The organism is Pseudidiomarina insulisalsae (assembly GCF_003987065.1).
GTDB lineage: Bacteria > Pseudomonadota > Gammaproteobacteria > Enterobacterales > Alteromonadaceae > Pseudidiomarina > Pseudidiomarina insulisalsae.
Window position 1 is genome coordinate 208,608 of record NZ_PIPY01000004.1, and the last position, 18,710, is coordinate 227,317.

Annotated in this window: 17 protein-coding genes and 1 pseudogene; 17 read left to right on the top strand and 1 reads right to left on the bottom strand. The window is 50.9% G+C overall.

What is annotated here, in order from left to right; translation table 11 throughout:
* Positions 1 to 105: 105 nt before the first annotated feature.
* From CWI71_RS05255 to CWI71_RS05300, 10 genes are read left to right on the top strand one after another with little or no spacing between them, the layout of a single operon-like run.
* The gene (locus CWI71_RS05255; protein WP_126754221.1) at positions 106 to 1,044 is read left to right on the top strand and encodes a YbgA family protein; all 939 of its coding nucleotides are present in this window, start codon (positions 106 to 108) and stop codon (positions 1,042 to 1,044) included.
* The gene (gene phrB, locus CWI71_RS05260) at positions 1,044 to 2,447 is read left to right on the top strand and encodes a deoxyribodipyrimidine photo-lyase (protein ID WP_126754222.1); all 1,404 of its coding nucleotides are present in this window, start codon (positions 1,044 to 1,046) and stop codon (positions 2,445 to 2,447) included. The genes CWI71_RS05255 and phrB overlap by 1 nt, the downstream gene beginning before the upstream one ends.
* Positions 2,448 to 2,492: 45 nt before the next feature.
* A complete protein-coding gene (locus tag CWI71_RS05265; protein WP_241967630.1) occupies positions 2,493 to 3,002 on the top strand; it encodes a nuclear transport factor 2 family protein in 510 nt (169 codons plus the stop codon).
* Positions 2,999 to 3,715 (top strand): SDR family NAD(P)-dependent oxidoreductase, encoded by a 717-nt coding sequence (locus CWI71_RS05270; protein WP_126754223.1) that lies wholly within the window; start codon positions 2,999 to 3,001, stop codon positions 3,713 to 3,715. Before CWI71_RS05265 ends, CWI71_RS05270 begins: the two co-directional genes overlap by 4 nt.
* A gap of 21 nt (positions 3,716 to 3,736) precedes the next feature.
* Positions 3,737 to 5,017, top strand: coding sequence for an NAD(P)/FAD-dependent oxidoreductase (locus tag CWI71_RS05275; protein WP_126754224.1), 1,281 nt, complete (start codon positions 3,737 to 3,739; stop codon positions 5,015 to 5,017).
* Complete coding sequence (locus CWI71_RS05280; RefSeq protein WP_241967631.1) at positions 5,007 to 5,741, top strand: DUF1365 domain-containing protein; 735 nt, start codon at positions 5,007 to 5,009, stop codon at positions 5,739 to 5,741. The genes CWI71_RS05275 and CWI71_RS05280 overlap by 11 nt, the downstream gene beginning before the upstream one ends.
* 21 nt (positions 5,742 to 5,762) lie before the next feature.
* The gene (locus tag CWI71_RS05285) at positions 5,763 to 6,998 is read left to right on the top strand and encodes an SAM-dependent methyltransferase (protein WP_126754225.1); all 1,236 of its coding nucleotides are present in this window, start codon (positions 5,763 to 5,765) and stop codon (positions 6,996 to 6,998) included.
* Entirely contained in the window at positions 6,989 to 7,528 is a 540-nt protein-coding gene (locus CWI71_RS05290; protein WP_126754226.1) for a DUF2878 domain-containing protein, read from the top strand. Before CWI71_RS05285 ends, CWI71_RS05290 begins: the two co-directional genes overlap by 10 nt.
* Positions 7,515 to 8,027 (top strand): chalcone isomerase family protein, encoded by a 513-nt coding sequence (locus CWI71_RS05295; protein ID WP_241967632.1) that lies wholly within the window; start codon positions 7,515 to 7,517, stop codon positions 8,025 to 8,027. Before CWI71_RS05290 ends, CWI71_RS05295 begins: the two co-directional genes overlap by 14 nt.
* Entirely contained in the window at positions 8,024 to 8,554 is a 531-nt protein-coding gene (locus tag CWI71_RS05300) for a DUF3833 domain-containing protein (protein WP_241967633.1), read from the top strand. The genes CWI71_RS05295 and CWI71_RS05300 overlap by 4 nt, the downstream gene beginning before the upstream one ends.
* Positions 8,555 to 8,621: 67 nt before the next feature.
* Here CWI71_RS05300 and CWI71_RS05305 read toward each other — a convergent pair whose 3' ends face one another.
* Positions 8,622 to 8,996 (bottom strand): hypothetical protein, encoded by a 375-nt coding sequence (locus CWI71_RS05305; protein WP_126754227.1) that lies wholly within the window; start codon positions 8,994 to 8,996, stop codon positions 8,622 to 8,624.
* Between the two features lie 106 nt (positions 8,997 to 9,102).
* Between CWI71_RS05305 and CWI71_RS05310 the strand changes: the two genes are divergently transcribed.
* The 7 genes and pseudogenes from CWI71_RS05310 to CWI71_RS05340 all read left to right on the top strand — a co-directional run.
* Positions 9,103 to 9,858, top strand: a complete 756-nt coding sequence (locus CWI71_RS05310; RefSeq protein ID WP_126754228.1) for a Nif3-like dinuclear metal center hexameric protein — start codon at positions 9,103 to 9,105, stop codon at positions 9,856 to 9,858.
* Between the two features lie 10 nt (positions 9,859 to 9,868).
* Positions 9,869 to 10,672 (top strand): methyltransferase domain-containing protein, encoded by an 804-nt coding sequence (locus CWI71_RS05315; RefSeq protein WP_126754229.1) that lies wholly within the window; start codon positions 9,869 to 9,871, stop codon positions 10,670 to 10,672.
* On the top strand, positions 10,662 to 11,549 hold the full coding sequence (locus CWI71_RS05320; RefSeq protein ID WP_157981067.1) for a diacylglycerol/lipid kinase family protein: 888 nt from the start codon (positions 10,662 to 10,664) through the stop codon (positions 11,547 to 11,549). Before CWI71_RS05315 ends, CWI71_RS05320 begins: the two co-directional genes overlap by 11 nt.
* Positions 11,550 to 11,596: 47 nt before the next feature.
* Positions 11,597 to 12,463, top strand: a complete 867-nt coding sequence (locus CWI71_RS05325) for an NAD(P)-dependent oxidoreductase (protein ID WP_126754231.1) — start codon at positions 11,597 to 11,599, stop codon at positions 12,461 to 12,463.
* Between the two features lie 548 nt (positions 12,464 to 13,011).
* The gene (locus CWI71_RS05330) at positions 13,012 to 17,775 is read left to right on the top strand and encodes an RHS repeat domain-containing protein (protein WP_198678731.1); all 4,764 of its coding nucleotides are present in this window, start codon (positions 13,012 to 13,014) and stop codon (positions 17,773 to 17,775) included.
* A gap of 55 nt (positions 17,776 to 17,830) precedes the next feature.
* On the top strand, positions 17,831 to 18,289 hold the full coding sequence (locus CWI71_RS05335) for a hypothetical protein (protein ID WP_126754233.1): 459 nt from the start codon (positions 17,831 to 17,833) through the stop codon (positions 18,287 to 18,289).
* A 138-nt stretch (positions 18,290 to 18,427) separates the two neighbouring features.
* A pseudogene (locus tag CWI71_RS05340) lies at positions 18,428 to 18,598 on the top strand (transposase); the annotation flags it as partial.
* Positions 18,599 to 18,710: the final 112 nt, after the last annotated feature.

Genomic DNA, 18,710 nt, shown 5'->3' on the forward strand with positions numbered 1-18,710 from the left:
TAGAAACGCACGATAAGATCGAATTGCATGAACTTTTTTTTTGCGTTTTCGTATGAACTGGAACTGTCGTTTTATTTGTTTTCTTTAAGGACTCAGCAGCTCTATATGCAACAAATTAAAGTAGGGATCAGTGCGTGTTTATTAGGTGACGAAGTTCGATTCGATGGTGGCCACAAGCGCTCTGCGTTTTGTACTGACGAACTGGGTCGCCACGTCGAATTTGTCAAACTTTGTCCTGAGGTGGGAATCGGCATGTCGGTACCGCGTCCGACCATACGGTTGGAACAACGGCAGCATGGTGCGCGTGCTGTAGTGCCGAAAACCGGCGAAGACGTGACCGAACGACTGGTTCAGTTTGCCGAGCGGGCGACGCCGCATTTGCAGCAAATAAGCGGTTATGTACTTTGTGCCAAGTCACCCAGCTGTGGCATGGAACGGGTTAAACTTTATAACCCGGATAATGGCCATGCACGGAAAGAGGGGATAGGTATTTTTGCAGCGCAATTACAGCAGCGCTATCCGGCATTACCACTGGAAGAGGACGGGCGCCTGAATGATCCTATGCTGCGTGAAAACTTTGTCATGCGGGTCTTTGTCTATGCCGCCTGGCAGGGGCTATCCAAGCCGCTTAAAAAAGCAGATTTGCTTGCCTTTCATACCAGCTTGAAATTGCTGCTCTTGGCGCATAATCAACAACTGTATCGCGACTTGGGGCGCAAGGTGGCCGAGCAGCAGGAACTGACTGAAGCTTTTACGACAGAATACATTGAATCGGTCATGACAGCGCTGGCAGAGCCCGCGACCCGGGCCAATCACACCAATGTCTTACAGCATATTCAAGGCTACTTTAAGTCACTGCTCAACAGTGATCAGCGCGCCGAATTGACTGAAGCTATTTTAGCTTACCGTGAGGGACTTGAACCTTTATTGGTGCCGCTGACGCTGTTGCGTCACTATTTACGCGAATTCCCCAATGACTATCTGCATGGCCAGCGCTACCTCAACCCTTATCCAAAAGATATGAAGTTGAGGTACGGATTGTAATGGCACAGTTGATCTGGTTTCGCAATGATTTGCGCCTGCGCGACAATCCGGCGGTCGCGCACGCGCTGCAGAACAGCGCCAGTGATGAGAAAATTTACGCGCTTTATCTTTACAGTGAGGCGCAATGGCGCCGCCACGATTGGGCGCCGATTAAAGTCGATCTGCTCTTGCGTCAGTTGCGTGAGCTACAGCAAGAGGCGGCAGAGTGGGGGATTGAGCTGCACCTCAAAGGTTGTCGCAGCTGGCAGACGGTGCCCCGCGTGGTGCGTGACTTTTGCGGACAATTCGATATCAGTGAGGTTGTCTGTAATACCGAATACCCGGTGGATGAACAACGCCGCGACCGTGCCACCCGCAGTTGGCTGGCTGAGCAGGATATCGCTTTTACCAGCTTTCACGGCATGGTGCTGGTACCTCCGGTACTGCGCACACAGGCTGGTGATTACTATAAAAAGTTTACTCCGTACTACCGCTCCTGGCTGGAGCATTTACGTCAGACCGGGTTGCCGCAACCCTACAGCCAGCCAGAGCGCGACGCCGTGACGGCACCGGAATTTCCCAGTGACATCGATTACCCACGGGCGGATAGCGGTGCCTATGCAGTCGGCGAGGAAGCCGTTTATAAGCAGTTGCAAGGCTTTTTAGAGGAGCGCGTGGCCGACTACCACGAAGATCGCGACTTAGCTGCTATTCACGGGACATCAAAATTATCGCCTTACTGGGAGCTGGGGGTGCTGTCACCGGTGACTGCGGCCCGAGGGCTACAGGAACTTTCGCCCGAGTTTCCCGATGGCCTGAATGAAGGCGCGAAAACCTGGTTGAGCGAGCTGGCCTGGCGTGAGTTCTATCAACATCTGATGGACGCCGTACCGCGCTTAAGTTATGGCAAAGCCTTTCAGTCCCATACCGATGCGTTTCCCTGGAGCGACAATGAAGAACACTTTCAGGCGTGGTGTGAAGGGCGTACAGGCTATCCCATTGTCGACGCCGGCATGCGGCAGTTACGTGCCGAGGGCTGGATGCATAACCGGCTACGTATGATTGTCGCTAACTTTCTGGTTAAAGACTTACATATCGACTGGCGCCGCGGTGAGAAATTCTTTATGCAGCACCTGATTGACGGAAGCTTTCCCGCCAACAATGGCGGCTGGCAGTGGAGTGCGTCCACGGGTACGGATGCCGTGCCGTATTTCCGCGTTTTCAATCCTATTTCCCAGAGCAAAAAAGCTGATCCCGATGGCAGCTACATCCGTAAGTATGTCAAAGAGCTGGCCAATTGTCCGATGAAGGCAATTCATGAGCCGGGCGAGTGGGTGAAACTGGCCGGCATCGACTATCCGCAGCCGATGGTTGATCATGCCCAGGCAAGAGAAGAATTCTTAAGAAAGTTCAAAGCCTTGTAGGGAATCGTCTACACTTTAATGAAGCTTGGAAAGGAGGTGATAGACATGGCTGATAAGAAAAAAGAAAACGACGAGCAGATGCGCGAACCAAGAGATCGTACCGAAGAGCTGGCCGCGGAAGAAGACAAGCCTGAGGTGATAAAACGCTTACTGAAATATTACGACGAATTCAGTGAGGTTAAGGTCGACAAGCTTGAAGAGTTATATGACGAGAACGTCACCTTTATTGACCCATTGCATCAGCTCTGCGGTCTGGATGCTCTTAAAAATTACTTTAAGCATACGATGGATGGTGTAGAGCAATGCCATTTTGCGTTCAGTCATTATGCTGAAAACGGTAATCACCTTTTTATTGACTGGCAGATGCGTTTGCAACATCCAAAACTAGCCAACGGACAGGAGATTGTGTTGCCGGGGGTCAGTCATATTGAGTTTAAAGATGACAAAATCATTATGCAGCGTGATTACTATGACCTCGGCGCAATGCTCTACGAACATATAAGTTTGCTTGGTTATGTCATCGGTAAAGTGAAGGACAGAATGGTGCCATCATGAAAATACTTATCACCGGCGGAACCTCTGGTATTGGTAAACAACTGGCGCAGGATTATGCCCGTGCCGGCCACCATGTGGTGGCCTGCGGCCGTAACGAAGACGCGTTAAAGCAATTGGAAGAGACCTATCCGGAGCAGATAGCCGGGCAAAAACTGGATATCACCGACAGTGAGGCAACCTGGCAAAGTTTACGTGCCTACACGGACGTTGATGTTGCGATTTTAAATGCTGGCGTCTGTGAATACCTGGATGTGAATAACTTTGAGGCCGACATGTTTGTCCGGGTATTCAACGTGAACGTCGTGGGTACCATGCGCTGCGTCGAAGCGCTTTTACCAAACCTGCGCGAGGGCTCAAAGCTGGTAATTGTCGGTAGCACTGCGCGCTTATTACCTTTTACCCGCGCCGAAGCCTACGGTGGCTCGAAAGCCGCGATTCATTATATTACCCGCAGCCTGCAGGTCGATTTGGCTGATCGGGGCATCAACGTTTTGCACGTATCACCGGGCTTTGTGGATACGCCGATGACGGAACAAAACGATTTTGATATGCCCATGCAGGTTTCCGTTGAGTTTGCCTCAAAAGCCATTCGTAAGGGAATTGAGAAGAACAAGATTGATATTACCTTCCCGCGCAGTTTTGGCTGGTTTCTTCACTTTGCCTCACGGCTGCCGCAAAGTTGGCAGGTGGCGTTGTCACGCCGTTTAACCTAGGTTGTTCAGCAAGGAACTTAAATGAAAATAGCAGTTGTAGGTAGTGGTATAGCAGGGATGACATGTGCCCATTTGCTAAGTGAACAACATGATGTTGAACTGTTTGAAGTTAATGATTATTTAGGTGGCCACACCTGTACCGTCGATGTCGGGTTGCAGGGTAAGACCTATCAGGTCGACACCGGTTTTATCGTTTTTAATGATCGTACCTATCCGCATTTTCGCGCGTTGATGCGCAAGATAGGGGTCGCATGGCGTGATACCGAAATGAGCTTCAGCGTGCGCGACCCGGCGAGCGGCCTGGAGTACAACGGGCACTCACTGAATACCTTGTTCGCGCAACGTAAGAACCTGTTTAAGCCATCGTTCTACCGGCTGCTTAACGGTATTTTGCAATTCAATAAGCGGGCCAAAGCAGCGCATGCGCAATTGGATACCCGCATGAACCAGACCTTGGGCGAATTCCTGGAAGAGCAGGACTTACCGCAACAGGTCGCCGACTATTACCTGCTACCGATGGTTGCCGCAATTTGGTCAGCTAGTATTGACGATGCGGCGGACTTTCCACTCGACTTTTTCTTACGCTTCTTTGAAAACCACGGTTTGCTGAATGTCGCTGACCGTCCCCAATGGGCGACCATAAAAGGCGGCTCCTCGGCCTATATCGAGCCGTTGGTCGGCCACTTAGGCGACGCCATTCATCTTAATAGCAACATTCGTGCCGTGCACCGCCAGCTGGTTGGCCGTAAAGGCGCGGTAACACTGGAGTTTGCCGACGGTGAGCTGCGTGACTTCGATGAAGTGATTCTTGCCTGTCACAGCGATCAGGCATTAAAGTTGCTGGCGTCGCCTTCAGCGCGCGAGAAGGAGATTCTCGGTGGCATTCCTTACCAGGACAACGAGGTTGTTCTGCATACTGATATACGCTTGTTACCGCGCGAGCGCCGTGCCTGGGCCAGTTGGAATTACCTGTTACACCAGGGCGAGAAAGCCCGGCAACGCCCCAGTTCAGTGACCTATAACATGAATATTCTGCAGGGCATTGAAGCACCAGAAACCTTTTGCGTGACGCTTAACAACACCGATGCGATTCAGCCGGATCGTATTTTACGGCGCTTTACTTACGCGCACCCGGTCTACAGTCTGGCATCGATGCAGTTGCGCGGGCGACGTGCGGAAATCTGCGGCCAGCAGCATACGCATTTTTGTGGCGCGTACTGGTACAACGGTTTTCACGAGGACGGTGTGCGCAGTGCAATAGATGTCATTCGCCGCCTTGGAGTCAGTTGGCATGTTGAGTAGCGCAATATTGCGCGGGCGGGTTTATCATCGCCGCTTGCGCCCCACCCAACACGCTTTTGATTATCCTACCGCGCAGTGGTGGCTGGCCCTCGACGAGTTGCCGAAGATTACAAAGCAAAGCCGCTTGTTGTCGACGCGCGGCTTTGCACCGCTGTGGTTCCGTCGCCAGGATTATTTACGCGGCACTAAGGGCGATCTTGCCACTGCCGTGCGGACAAAAATGAGTGAGCTGGCTGGCCGTGAACTTGCCGGCCGGATTTTCTTTCTTGGTAATCTGCGTACCTTTGGCCTCTATTTCAGTCCTATCAATTGCTATTTTCTAAAACCGGCAGGCGCTGACGATTACAGCTACATGCTGGCCGAAGTAAGTAATACGCCATGGAACGAGCGGCATTATTATTTGCTTGATTTAAACCAGCCAATGGCGCACGACAAAGCATTTCATGTATCGCCATTTAATCCGATGGATATGCGTTATGAATGGCAGATCACGCCGCCGCAGCAACAGGTGGGTCACCACAGCGCCATCCATCTGTCAGCCGGTAAGGGCAAGCGACATTTTACCGCCACCATGAAACTTGAACGTCAGGAATTGAACCGAGCGGCGATTCGGCGCGTATTACTAAGATATCCGGTAAATACGTTAACCACAGTCGCGGCTATTTACTGGCAAGCCTTACGATTGTGGTTAAAACGAACACCGATTTACGATCATCCACAATAAACCAAGAGTTTTGAGGACACGATGAATACAGAATCTGCACTGATGACGATGCAACAGGCTAGCACCACGGAAAAATGGGCTCGCCATGCGGTGCTTCGACTGTTGAAAGAGCTTGAAGAGGGTTATGTAACGCTGCGTGAGCAGGGCGAGGTGGTCGGGCATTTTGGCCACGAACACAGTGATCTGAAAGCCGAAATCGATGTTCTGCATCCCAGCTTTTACCGTCGGCTCTTATTCGGCGGCAGTATTGCCTCAGGCGAAACCTACATTGATAAGTCGTGGGACACGCCTGACTTAACGAAGGTTATTCGGCTTTTTGCGCGTAACCTGCCAGCCCTGGATGCCTTTGAGGCGCGTTTTAGCTGGTTACTGCTGCCCTGGCAGAAGTTTCAGCATTGGCGTCGGCGTAACCATAAGCAGCAGGCAAAAGAGAATATATCGGCCCACTATGATCTGGGCAATGATCTCTACGAGGCGTTTTTGGATCCGGCCATGCAGTACTCGAGCGCTGTGTATCCGAGTCAGGACGCCGACCTAGCCACTGCTCAGTTGTATAAATTGCAGCGGCTGTGTGACAGCCTGGAGCTGAGTGAGCACGACCACTTGCTGGAAATTGGTACCGGTTGGGGCGGACTGGCCATTTATGCGGCGCAGCGCTATGGCTGTCGGGTCACCACGACCACGATTTCGACTGAGCAGTTTAAACACGCTCAGGAAGCGGTGGAAGCCGCAGGACTGAGCGATAAAATTACCGTTCTTAAACAAGATTACCGTGACCTTGAAGGACAGTACGACAAACTTATTTCGGTTGAAATGATTGAGGCCGTGGGGCGTCAGTACATGGCAACTTATTTCAAAACCTGCAGCAAGTTACTGAAACCTGAAGGCAAATTTGCATTACAGGCAATCACCATTGCTGATCAGCGTATGAAAAGCTATGCCAACTCGGTCGATTTCATTCAGCAGCATATTTTTCCGGGTGGATTTTTGCCGTCACTGACCATGATTACCCAAATGTTTACCAAGCATACCGATATGGTGGTGCGCAAGGTCGATGATATCGGCTTTGATTACGCGCGTACGCTTAGTGACTGGCGTCACCGCTTTAACGCGGCACATCCACAACTGCAGAAACACGGCTACGATGAGCGCTTCGGCCGCCTTTGGAACTTCTATCTTTGTTATTGCGAAGGCGGCTTTTTAGAACGCAGTGTTTCAGCAGTGCAACTGGTGGCAACGAAACCGGCATGTCGTTAAGCATTTCGAACTGGTTAGCGAAACAAAACCTGCGCCGCATCATCGGCTTGCTATGGTTTGATCTGGTTTGGTTTTGTACGGTGGCGGGGCGTAACGACTGGCTTTGGCTCGCGGTGCCGATGATTCTGGTACAAATTTATATCAGCAGCAAACGACCGGGCTTTTCCTGGTTGCTTTTTGGCAAGTTGCTGGCCATGGGCCTGGTGCTGGAAAGCTTCGTTGCTGCCAGCGCTATTCTGGATTTTACCGGCGGCTGGTTGCCGCTGTGGCTGATTGGCTTGTGGCTTGGTTTTGCTGCCATGGTCACCACGACCCTCGACTGGTTGGCAGGGCGTTATGTTATTGCGGGCTTAATAGGGCTGGGATCTGGCCCATTGACCTACGCTATTGGCGTGCGTTTGGGTGCGGCCGAACTGCTGGTCAGCGAATGGGTGATGTGGTTGACCTACGGCTTGTTGTGGGCCTCATACATGGCAGTTTTTGCCTGGTTAATGGAGCGCGACAAAGAGGTGCAATATGAACATGCTTAAATTAGTGCTGATAGCAGTGTCACTGCTGGTACCTGCGGTGTATGCGAATTGTTCGCCCAAAGCTGCGGCGGAGCTGGAAAAAGTCGGTGAGACGCGACTCAGTGTTTGGTTCTGGGATGTTTACGACGCCGAGCTTTTTACCGACAGTGGCAATTACGAAAATTACCAACGCCGGGCGCTACGGCTAAGCTACCTGCGCGATATTGAGGCGTCAGAGCTGGTCGAAACAACCCGCGAGGAATGGCAACGCCTTGATATTCGCATGTCGGAGCAGCACGAGCAGTGGCTCAGTGAGCTTAATGAAATGTGGCCCGATGTCAGCAACGGTGATTGTCTGATGTTGGTAGAGACGCCCGAGGGACACAGTGAGTTTTATAATGCAGATAAGAAGCTGGGGGTTATTCCGTCGGCAGAGTTTACCGATGACTTTTTGGCCATTTGGTTAAGCCCCGACTCGCGCTTTCGCGCTGAACGCAACGAACTGATAGGAGCTTCATGATGAAACGATTGCAACTCGTCTTTGTCGCGCTGATCGTCAGCTTTCTGGTGGGCTGCTCAACCTCGCTTGACACCTATAAGAACGTGCAACCACACCTGAAGCTGGAAGAATTTTTTAATGGCGAACTGGTCGCCTATGGCATGGTTCAGGATTACAGTGGTGAGGTGATTCAACGGTTTCGCGCTGAGCTTGTCGGCAGCTGGGACGGCAACGAGGGCGTGCTGGATGAAACCTTTTATTACGCCGACGGACGTACCGAAAAGCGCGTCTGGTATTTAACCAAAACCGGACCCGATCGTTATGAGGGGCGGGCCGATGACGTTGAAGGTGTCGCTGAAGGTAAGGTCGCGGGAAACGTGTTGAACTGGAGCTACGTGCTGAATCTTGAACTTGACGGCGAGCCATTCTCAGTGAAACTCGATGACTGGCTGTACCTGGTTGATGAAGAGAACATGATTAACCGGACTCATATGTATAAATATGGCTTTAATGTCGGCGAGATCACGCTTTATATCGGCAAAAAATAAGCCTGACAGAAAGTTAAAAAAAAAGCAGCTCAGTTGAGCTGCTTTTTTTATGTGGCCAGCACTATGGCTACTGTGATGAGCCGCGTGGCAGGCGAGAAACGGTATTGCCATCTTCCAGTTTCTTGCGCCATAAGTCGCGTGCGGTCAGGCCTTTGCCGGTGCTCGACGTTTTCACCGGAGCTTTCGAGGCCCCCGGTCGTTTCGCCGCGCGGTCACGATTCGACTTGGTCGATTTTGACGGTTGCGTCAGTTCCGCTGCCGGCGCTTTCGTGGTGCCTTTTAAAACTTCGGCTTCTTCAGCAAGTTGTGCCAGGCGCATATTTTTGCCACCATCTACACTATACCAACCGCTTTTCGCATCGATGGTGGGTTTTTTACCGTGAGCCTTTTCATAGGCTGCGGTAAAATCGGCAATGACTTGGTCTTTATCAAGTTTGCTCATGGAATAATCCTTTGCATATTGAGTAAAAGTTCTCCATTTTTATACCGCTTTTTGCGCACTATGTCTAATTTTCGGCGCAAATGCCTAACAATAAGGAGTTAAGGTCGTGAAGAGAGTCGAATTACAGACGTACCTTAATGATTTTCTGGCTGTCGATCGCATAAAAGATTATTGCCCCAACGGTTTACAGGTGGAAGGTCGCGAACATATTCACAAGATTGTCACCGGCGTGACGGCTTGTCAGGAGCTGTTGGAGCGCGCGATTGACAATGAAGCCGATGCCATATTGGTCCACCACGGTTACTTCTGGAAAGGCGAGCCGCAGGTTGTACAAGGCATGAAAAAACGGCGTTTGCAGTTACTTTTACAGCATGATGTCAATTTGTTTGCTTTCCACTTACCGCTTGATGTGCATCGTCGCCTGGGAAACAACGCCCAGCTGGCACGCTTGATGGACTGGCCTGATCCCTCTCCGCTGCTGAGTGTGGAGCCCGAAGGGGTGGTGATGTGCAGTGAGTTGTCGCATTCCGAAAGTGCCAGTGCAATGGCGCAAAGCCTCGAAGCCAAACTGGGGCGTAAACTTTTCTGTGCCATTCACGACGATCAGCCACTACGCAATATCGCCTGGTGCACGGGTGGTGGACAAGGTTTTATTGACGCTGCAGCGGCCGCCGGTTGTGACGCCTTTATTACCGGTGAAGTGTCCGAACAGACCATTCACAGTGCGCGCGAGCAGGGCATTGCCTTCTTTGCCGCCGGGCATCATGCTACCGAACGCTACGGCATTAAAGCGCTCGGTGAGCATCTGGCCGAGCAGTTTGGCGTTGAACATGAATTTATCGATATTGATAATCCAGCGTGAGTGAGTAGCGGTGACGAGCAAAAAGCGCGATCAAAGTTTTACCGGTTTAACGACAAAGTTTGCCAAAAACATCTACGCGACCGGCAAAGGCAAAATTCGCTTGGCGGTTTTGGCCCGCGATCTTGCGCCCTTATTTGAGCGGTCAACTGACCAGTCAACTCATCAGGCAAGGCCCCTGCGAGTGCTGGATGTCGGCGGCGGAATAGGACAGTTCTCCGAGTTTTTTGCCCGCAACGGGCATCAGGTGACGCATACCGATATCGCCCCCGATATGGTAGCTGCGGCGCAGCAGCGGCATCAGCAGCAAGGACTGGCAGCGAATTATCGCTACCTAACTGCTGCGTTACAGGAGCTACCAGAGCACCTCGACGGGCAACAATTCGATGTGGTGCTCTGTCATGCCGTACTTGAGTGGCTGGCCGAGCCTGAAGATGCCTTGCCATTGCTGAAGCAGTTCTTGGCACCACAGGGCACCTTGTCGCTGATGTTTTATAACCGCGACGCTAAATTAATGGCGAACATGGTATTTGGTAATTTTGATTACGTGGAAGCCGATCTGAAAGTTAAAAAACGGGTGCGGATGAGCCCGCAACAGCCCATCGCTCCAGCGGCGATGGAAAAGTGGCTGAAGCAGCATCAATTGCAGGTCTGCCAGCGTACCGGGGTGCGCTGTTTTCATGATTATCTGCGTAACCCCGAAGATGGCGAGGCGCATTTTGAGCAACTGCTGCGGCTGGAGCTGCAATACAACCAGCAAGCGCCGTTCGCCGCCCTCGGACGTTATCAGCACTGGCAGATCAAGCATGCAGACTAAATCGGTGGCGCTATACGTCAGCACACTTGCTGAGGACTTTGCGCAACGTCGCGATGCCTACCACGCGTTTTTTCAGCAGCAGTCAGTTGCTGCATTAACGGTCATTGAAAGCACTTCAGAACGGCATCTTGACGAAGCGCGACTGGCGAGCTGGGCTGATGCTTTGCAAGCAGACACTGAGGCTGAGCTGGTGGTCATTGGCGGCGACGGCAGTATCAGTATTGCTGCGCAAGTTTGTGTGACGCGTAAGATTGCCATCACTGCCGTGCCAAGTGGCACAGGCAACGACTTTGCTCGCGCACTTGGCATCAGTGACTGGCGCTGGCGTTTGCAGCACCCTCAGGGCATGCGCATGTTGTGCCGCTCCGTCGGCACCGTTTCAGGCCGTTATTTTATTAATCACGCCGGTTGCGGCATCAGTGTTGCCATGCAACGGCTACAAAGCAAGCGTTCGCGGCGCTATTTAGCGCGCTATTCTTATCTGTGGGCTTTGCTACGTTATTTGCTGGTGCGTCCGGCAAAGCGCTGCCGGATTATCGACGACAAGGGTCAGCACTGGGAGTTTCAGGTTGCCGCGGTCAACAGCGATATTGGCGGCGGCATTAAGGTCTATCCAAAGGCACAGCTGGACACCGAAGTACTGGGCATTTTGCAGGTGCCGCGCATCTCTCGCTTCCGGCAATTAGGCGCACTGTTCTGGATGCTTCGCAAACAGCCACAGCGCAGCCGCAAACTTGCGTTTCATGAAGCACCGAGTTTTACTTTAGGTGACAGTCAGAATCTTATAGAGCTTGATGGCGATACCACAGGCCACTATGGTCCGGCGGAAGTAACCGTCGTTCCGCAGGGACTGCGTGTTTATTGTCCTGAAAATTAAAAATTAATAACAACTAGAAAGCAGCAAGCAGCGACAGGAGTTCTTTTATGAAATGTGCATTTATTGGACTTGGCGTCATGGGCTATCCCATGGCAGGACATCTGCAGGCCAAAGGCTACGCCACCACCGTTTACAACCGCACCCAGGAAAAAGCAGAGCAGTGGGTGGAAGAACACGGTGGTAAGCTCGCGGAAACGCCACGTGAGGTAGCTGCTGGCGCCGACGTGGTATTGGTTTGTGTCGGTAATGATGACGACGTGCGTAGTGTCTTTTATGGTGACGACGGTTTACTGGCGAGCATTGCGGAAAACACCATTGTGATTGACCATACTACCGCCTCGGCCGAGCTTGCGCGCGAGCTTGCTGAGGAAGTGCATAACCGCATTGCGGTATTTCTCGATGCACCTGTGTCGGGTGGCCAGCAAGGCGCACAAAACGGTGTTTTGACCGCCATGATAGGTGGTGATGAAGAAGCGTTTAATGATGCCCAGGACGTTCTCGCCTGCTACTGCAAAACCCGCGAGTACATGGGTCCGGCCGGACATGGTCAACTGGCGAAAATGGTGAATCAGATCTGTATTGCCGGCGTGGTGCAAGGCCTGGCAGAAGGGTTACAGCTGGCCCGTAAAGTGGGTCTAGACGCGGATACCCTGATCCGTGCCATCAGTCAGGGCGCGGCGGGCTCATGGCAAATGCAGAACCGTTATCAAACCATGTGGCAAGGTCATTATGAACATGGCTTCGCAGTTGACTGGATGCGTAAAGATCTGAAATTTGCGCTGGCAGAAGCCGACCGTAACGGCTTAAGCATGCCGCTGACAGCGCTGGTCGATCAGTTTTACGCTGAAGTTCAGCAAATGGGCGGCGGCCGCTGGGACACCTCAAGCCTGCTCGCCCGCCTGGAAAAGAAGTAACCCCCCAAAAAGCGATATGTGGCAATACCGAGCAGTGAAGCAATTGATCGGTTGCCTACATTAATTGTATGGCAGATGGTGCAGTCGATAGGACTGACTCGGGTCTGCCATGGCTCTCATCTTTCGGGTATGCCCGCATACCCGAAACCGTAGTCCTGCCGGTTTGAATAATAATTTAAACAAGTGCAACATTAAGTCTATACAAACGATGTATGGCGTAGTAACGTGGAATACACATGCCATCTGACGCAAATTCAATCTAAAAAAATCATAGGGACAGTATGTTTAACAAGGAAGTCAGGCTTGCGCGCAGCAAGAATCTTTTTTCGACGTTTCAACGTGTTAAAAGCGTTTATTTTTTTCTAACCGTCCTGATATTCTTGCCTTTTCAGGGCGTGGCTTTTGCCATGCAATCCATGGAGCCTATATCGCCAGATCCTGGCGATGGCAGTAGTACCGAGAACTACTTACCGCCCAAAACGTTTACGTACAACTTTAACGAAATTCATAATGTTCAAACGAATGTTCCCTCGCTCACCACTGAGTTAATGGGGGATCAAACCGATCCTGCGACAGGCGCTACTTCCTGGACGCAAACGGATGTAAGTCTTCCCGGTAACTTTGGTTTAGAAGTTGCCGTAAAGCGTGAGTTGCTTGACGCCGGCAGTTGGCCGCGGGCGACCCGCGAGTTAGGTAACTGGAGTTTGGCCATTCCACATATTCGTTCACGGTATGTCACGAATATGGACGGTAGCTTTTCTCATACTCAAGGTTCGTTGCCGCCAGCGTGGGTGCGTGGCGAAGCTTGCTCAGCACCGCTCAACAGCAATCCGGATTTTTATAAATACATTGATGGCGCTGGTTTTGAGCTGAAAAAAGAAGACTACTGGCAAGGTGACACCATCTCTGTTCCTGGCGTTGGCAGTGAACAGATCCTGCAGGACGGTACTACCAAAAAGACGGTGAATCAATGGAAAATCGATTGCCTTGATATAAACGGTGTCGATGCCTTTCAAGTAACGTTGCCTGACGGTACGGCCTATATCTTTTCTGAATTAAAAACCATCGAGTCGTTCAAAAAAACGTATTTAGCTTCCGAAGAGATCCCCTGCTCGCAACAATGTTCCTATCCTGAGCTTGGTGATAATACACCTGATCTAAAGCTGGCGATGTCAGTGGTGAACGTTTTTATGCAAGTCACCGAAGTGAAAGACAGGTTCGGTAACTGGGTGAAATACGACTACGATACGTACGGCAATTTAATCAGGATTTATGCCTCTGATGGCCGGGAGATTACGATCCAGTACAGCGGTACGGGTGAGAGATGGATCAGTAGCGTTAGGGCAAATAACCGGACGTGGACCTACAGCTACCAGTCACCCAACACCTCCAGCGAATCTGACATGTACCTCTTAACAGGAGTCACATTACCCGACAGCCGCCAATGGCTGTTCGACTACCCCGACAATGGCACAACGACCCGATTCTGGCATTCATTGTTTATTGGACGTCACGCACAAATTACTCCCTTCCAACCGGCCGAGTGTGACCCTGGAGGTAGCGGTGATTACGTGAGCATGACCCATCCAGGTGGTGCGTCTGCAGCGTTTGCAGTAGAAGGGCGTTGTGTGGGACAGGCTGCAGTACCGAAGCTGCAAAACTTTAATCGTTTCGGTCAGGGAGGTCCGTATCAAACGTACGCGTTACCGAAGACCCATCAGCAGTATTCGCTCTCACACAAGCGCCTCGGCTTACCTGATGGAGCACTGTACGAGTGGGACTATTCCTATAACCAAAATTTAGGCTACTACTATGGTGAATCGTCACCGTACGATATTAGCTTTAACCTCCCCGGATTGCCGGCTGAGGCGGATTTAAGCTTCATCAGTGAAGACTTGGTCGATGTGAGTGCAACACTTATCACAAACCCGGACGGCAACTATCAGTTGTCTGTTGCCGACCGTCGCTATGGCTACCAAAACGGTAAACAGCTGTACGCGGCAACCTATGACGCTAACTTTAACCTGGTGAGCTACACCCGGTACAACTATAGCGTGAGCCCGATTGATTATGGCAGTACACGCCAATGGGTGCATGGTATTGAAGAGTATATTGTCTACCCGTTGCCGCCGGAATTTGACGGCCAGATTTATTTTGACCAGGCGGTCTCTGCAAGTAAGCACATGCGGCTACTGGATAAGGAGCTCGTGTTAGTCGACGGGGCCACGCCCACGTCTTACAAAGAAGCATTCAGTCAGTTTAATAACTATGAAAAAGCTCAGCAGATAAGCCAGTATGGGCCCGGTGGTACCCGGCAAATTCAGCTTGGCTTTTCGCATCATAGTGGCGCGTGGGTGCTGAACCAGCCCACGACAGTGGATGTGAGTCTCAACGGTGGGGCATATCAACGCTTGTCAGAAAACGTCTATTACGATGCCTTGCACAGCAATACGGCGTACCGTTTTCAGCTTAAAGAGGAAAAGTATTTCGGCACGATACGCAAGTCGTATCCGAGTTACCAGAGCGTGACCGGCGCCCGCGGGCAAATCAAAGATGTGGATTTGCATTTGGACACATCGGGCAGCAAGCGGCGTGTCAGTTTTAATAACTATAAGCGCGGTCACGCACAAACGGTCACTGTGCCACAGCGGTATTTAAGCGGCACCATGTCGATGACCAAAGAGGTCGATGACAATGGCTGGGTGGTCGCGACCACGGATTTTAATGGTGTGCGCACCGAGTATGCCTATAACCCTATGGGCTTGGTGCGTGCGGTCAATCTGGCACACGATACCGACTATACCTACGGTAACTGGAACGATACTTTGTTTACCTATAGCTATCCGAGTCCAGGTGGACTGGTAAGAACGGCACAAAAGTGCGTTCTGAACAGCACCATGACCGGCTGCAGCGGTGTGACATCCCTGACTACCACTGAAACCTATGATGCGCTTTATCGCTTAGTAAAGCGTCAGCTAAGTGGGGACGGCGAAAGCCGCTATCAGTTGTTTACCTATGATGCGAATAATCAAACTACATTTGAATCATTTGTCAGCGCGAACAGCAATGAAAATCGCGGCACCCATTCCACCTATGGGCCGCTAAAACGCAAAACGTCGGTTACTACCTCGGGCTTAGGCACCACTTACCTCAATTACCTTGCAGGAAATAAAGTTCAACAGGTGAATCCCAGAGGCTTTGCAACAGTCACCACTTACCGGGCGTTTGCGGCGCCTTTATATCAATACCCGACACGCATCGAATCGCCAGAGGGCGTCGTGACCGAGCAGGTGTACGACACCTTTGCCAATGTAACAGCCATTACCCAGCATGGCGGTGGCCTGTCACAAACCGAGTCACGGGTGTATGACAGCCATAACAACCTGTGTTTTGTGGGGCGTAATGACACTGGCAATGTGCAGTTTAAGTACAATTTAGTAGGTGAGCTGCAATGGCAAGCGCAGGGCAATGTCAGCAGTTGTAGTGGCGCAAAACCCGCTCATGCCGTTGACAGAGCCTACGACAACCTTGGTAGCTTAAAGACGGTCAACTACCCCGATAGTACGCCGGATGTTACCTATGCGCTGGATAACGTGGGGAACTTGGTGCAACTGGCCGCAGGCAGTGTGGTGCAAAATTATGTGTATAACAACCAACGGGTATTAGAAAGCGAAACTCTGACCGTGCCAGGACGCAGCGGGTCGTTAACGATTGATTACCGTTATAACAGTGACCTTGCGCCAAGCGCGGTGGTGTATCCGGCTACACAGCATATAGTGCAGCTCTCACCCAACGCGTTTGGTGAGCCGACTCAGGTCGCAAGAAGCGGTCAGAGCTATGCCAGTGGCATTGACTTTCATCCATCGGGTGGCGTGAAAAGCTTTATCTATGGTAATGGTGTGACGCATCAAAGCGTACTCGATAGTGCAACCAACTTACCGGTGCACCTATCCGATATGAAAGGCAACAATCGAATAGCATGGTTTGATTATGCGTACGATAACCATGCCAACATCACGCAGATATTAGATGGCACCGACAGCGGCTATCATCTGAACGCGTTAAGCTATGACGGTCTGGACCGGCTCACCGGTATCTCCGGCAATAGTAAGGCGGGAAATGCTTCGGTTGACTATGATGCGCTGGGTAACATCACGCAGCTGGTGACGCACAACCGCAAGCTTAATTACAACTACAACATTACGCTGAACCGTTTAACCAGCGTCAGCTCCTCAGGCGCTGCGGCAAAAAGTTATGGCTATTTTAATTACGACGCGCGGGGCAATATCACCCACAACAGCCATGTTGGCATGAGTTACAACCTGGCCAACCAGATGACCTCAGCGCTTGGCAATAGCTACACCTACGACGGCCACAACCGCCGCGTAAAGGTGGCGGGCAACGGTGACAGCCGTTACTATCTTTACAGCCAGTCAGGGCAACTGCTGTTTAGTGAAGAAAACGGCGTGCAAACGAACTACATTTACCTTGGCAGCAAACTCATTGCCGAGGACAGTCAGGGCGTGACCACCTTTGTCCATTCGGATATGCTGGGCAGTCCGGTGGCCAGAACCAACGGCACAGGCACAGTGCAAAGTCGCCGCCACTATAAGCCTTTTGGCGACACTTACGAGACGCCAAGCTACGACATCGGCTATACCGGCCATAAGTACGATAATGACTTAGGGCTGAGTTATATGCAGGCACGATACTATGATCCAGTGATTGGGCGTTTTTACTCGAATGATCCGGTTGGAACTTTAGGGCATTTGAGTCAAGGGAATATTCAAGGTTTTAATCGCTATGCGTATGCAAATAACAACCCGTATAAGTACACGGACCCTGACGGCAGAATTCCGGTTGTCCTAGCATGGTTTGCTACTCCCCCCGGACAAGCAGCTTTGGTTACCGCTGGTAAATGGGTTGCAGGAGTAACCGGGGCTGCAATTGGAGCAGGAATTGCTAATGATATAGTTAAACCGATGATGAACGAGTCAAGTGTACCTGATGTGCCCGATGGACTCGTTGGAGATCAAAGCTCGCCAAAAGCCGGCACAAATAAAAGTGGTAAACGCCATACTTCTGGCCCATTAACTCCAGAGAACGGTGGAACAGGAGATTATGAAACTGATTTGGAAACTCTCACTGGTGGAACACGCCCTGCTGAGGTAGGAGATTCAGCTCCTACCGGTAGTCAAGTAGGAGAAAATGGTATATTTGGGCGGCCCAATAATAGTGAAGGTGGATCGAGTATTGATATACCTGCAAAAGGGGATAAACCTCATGAAACCTTACACTATGACAAGAAGTAATTAGACGTTGGATGATTATATGAAAAATCTACCGATATACACTGGGGAATCTAGTATGGATAAAATTGCTCAATTTATCCTGTGCTCCAAGTTGATCGGCTTCGAAATACCAAAAAGCCAGAACTTGACCTGTACATGGTCTTTGAGGATGTTTTTTGAAGACCGCACTGATGTTCTATGCTGCTCGTCAGATGTTTCCACTTCTGGTTCAGGAGGGTGGCAAGAGTATGGTTACCTGAAATTAAATATTGTGGATGAAAGTGAATTGGATAGCCGTGATAAGTTTAATTTCTGTGCTCTAGAGCCAATTGTATTTTCGCAAGTAGCTAAGTTAGTTAATGAGGAAGATGATGTTTCCGCAGAATGTGGACTTTTGTTAACAACTGATGATGGAAAGCAAGTTTTAATCTCAACAGCGCCCGCACCGGGAGCGGTGACCGTTAAAGCTGAGTTTAATAGTGGAGAGTATGATCCCGAAATCCTTCTCGAGGATACAATCCAAAGACCAATATAGTCGAAGCTATTCTAATTATTGAATTGAATCTCAGCCCCTCCCTCACCATTGACTCGGTGTCGGCGGGGCTGTTGCCCCCTCTGGCAGGATAGTTGACACTACTTAAAAATTAACCAGTTGGGGCGTTAAGGCTTTATTGTGCCACGCTATTCAGAAGAACGTGAACAAACCATACTCAGTAAAATGATGCCGCCGTTAAACATGACCATTGCCGAAATCGCACGAACGGAAGGAATTGGCGAACAAACGCTTTATAATTGGCGAAACAAAGCCAGAGAACAGGGGCGTCCAGTGCAGGGCAAGAGCGTGAACGTTTTTTAAGCATTCACGATTAAGTCCAGCACTTCTTCGCTCATGGTGGCCATCTTCTGTTTGCGATTGACGCTGGCATCTATCGTCTTCTCGCGCCGTATCTGATTCA

Coding starts and splice junctions, on each gene's coding strand:
- CWI71_RS05255 (WP_126754221.1), top strand. CDS start 106: ATGCAACAAATTAAAGTAGGGATCAGTGCGTGTTTATTAGGTGACGAA.
- phrB (WP_126754222.1), top strand. CDS start 1,044: ATGGCACAGTTGATCTGGTTTCGCAATGATTTGCGCCTGCGCGACAAT.
- CWI71_RS05265 (WP_241967630.1), top strand. CDS start 2,493: ATGGCTGATAAGAAAAAAGAAAACGACGAGCAGATGCGCGAACCAAGA.
- CWI71_RS05270 (WP_126754223.1), top strand. CDS start 2,999: ATGAAAATACTTATCACCGGCGGAACCTCTGGTATTGGTAAACAACTG.
- CWI71_RS05275 (WP_126754224.1), top strand. CDS start 3,737: ATGAAAATAGCAGTTGTAGGTAGTGGTATAGCAGGGATGACATGTGCC.
- CWI71_RS05280 (WP_241967631.1), top strand. CDS start 5,007: ATGTTGAGTAGCGCAATATTGCGCGGGCGGGTTTATCATCGCCGCTTG.
- CWI71_RS05285 (WP_126754225.1), top strand. CDS start 5,763: ATGAATACAGAATCTGCACTGATGACGATGCAACAGGCTAGCACCACG.
- CWI71_RS05290 (WP_126754226.1), top strand. CDS start 6,989: ATGTCGTTAAGCATTTCGAACTGGTTAGCGAAACAAAACCTGCGCCGC.
- CWI71_RS05295 (WP_241967632.1), top strand. CDS start 7,515: ATGAACATGCTTAAATTAGTGCTGATAGCAGTGTCACTGCTGGTACCT.
- CWI71_RS05300 (WP_241967633.1), top strand. CDS start 8,024: ATGATGAAACGATTGCAACTCGTCTTTGTCGCGCTGATCGTCAGCTTT.
- CWI71_RS05305 (WP_126754227.1), bottom strand. CDS start 8,996: ATGAGCAAACTTGATAAAGACCAAGTCATTGCCGATTTTACCGCAGCC.
- CWI71_RS05320 (WP_157981067.1), top strand. CDS start 10,662: ATGCAGACTAAATCGGTGGCGCTATACGTCAGCACACTTGCTGAGGAC.
- CWI71_RS05325 (WP_126754231.1), top strand. CDS start 11,597: ATGAAATGTGCATTTATTGGACTTGGCGTCATGGGCTATCCCATGGCA.
- CWI71_RS05330 (WP_198678731.1), top strand. CDS start 13,012: ATGGGGGATCAAACCGATCCTGCGACAGGCGCTACTTCCTGGACGCAA.
- CWI71_RS05335 (WP_126754233.1), top strand. CDS start 17,831: ATGGATAAAATTGCTCAATTTATCCTGTGCTCCAAGTTGATCGGCTTC.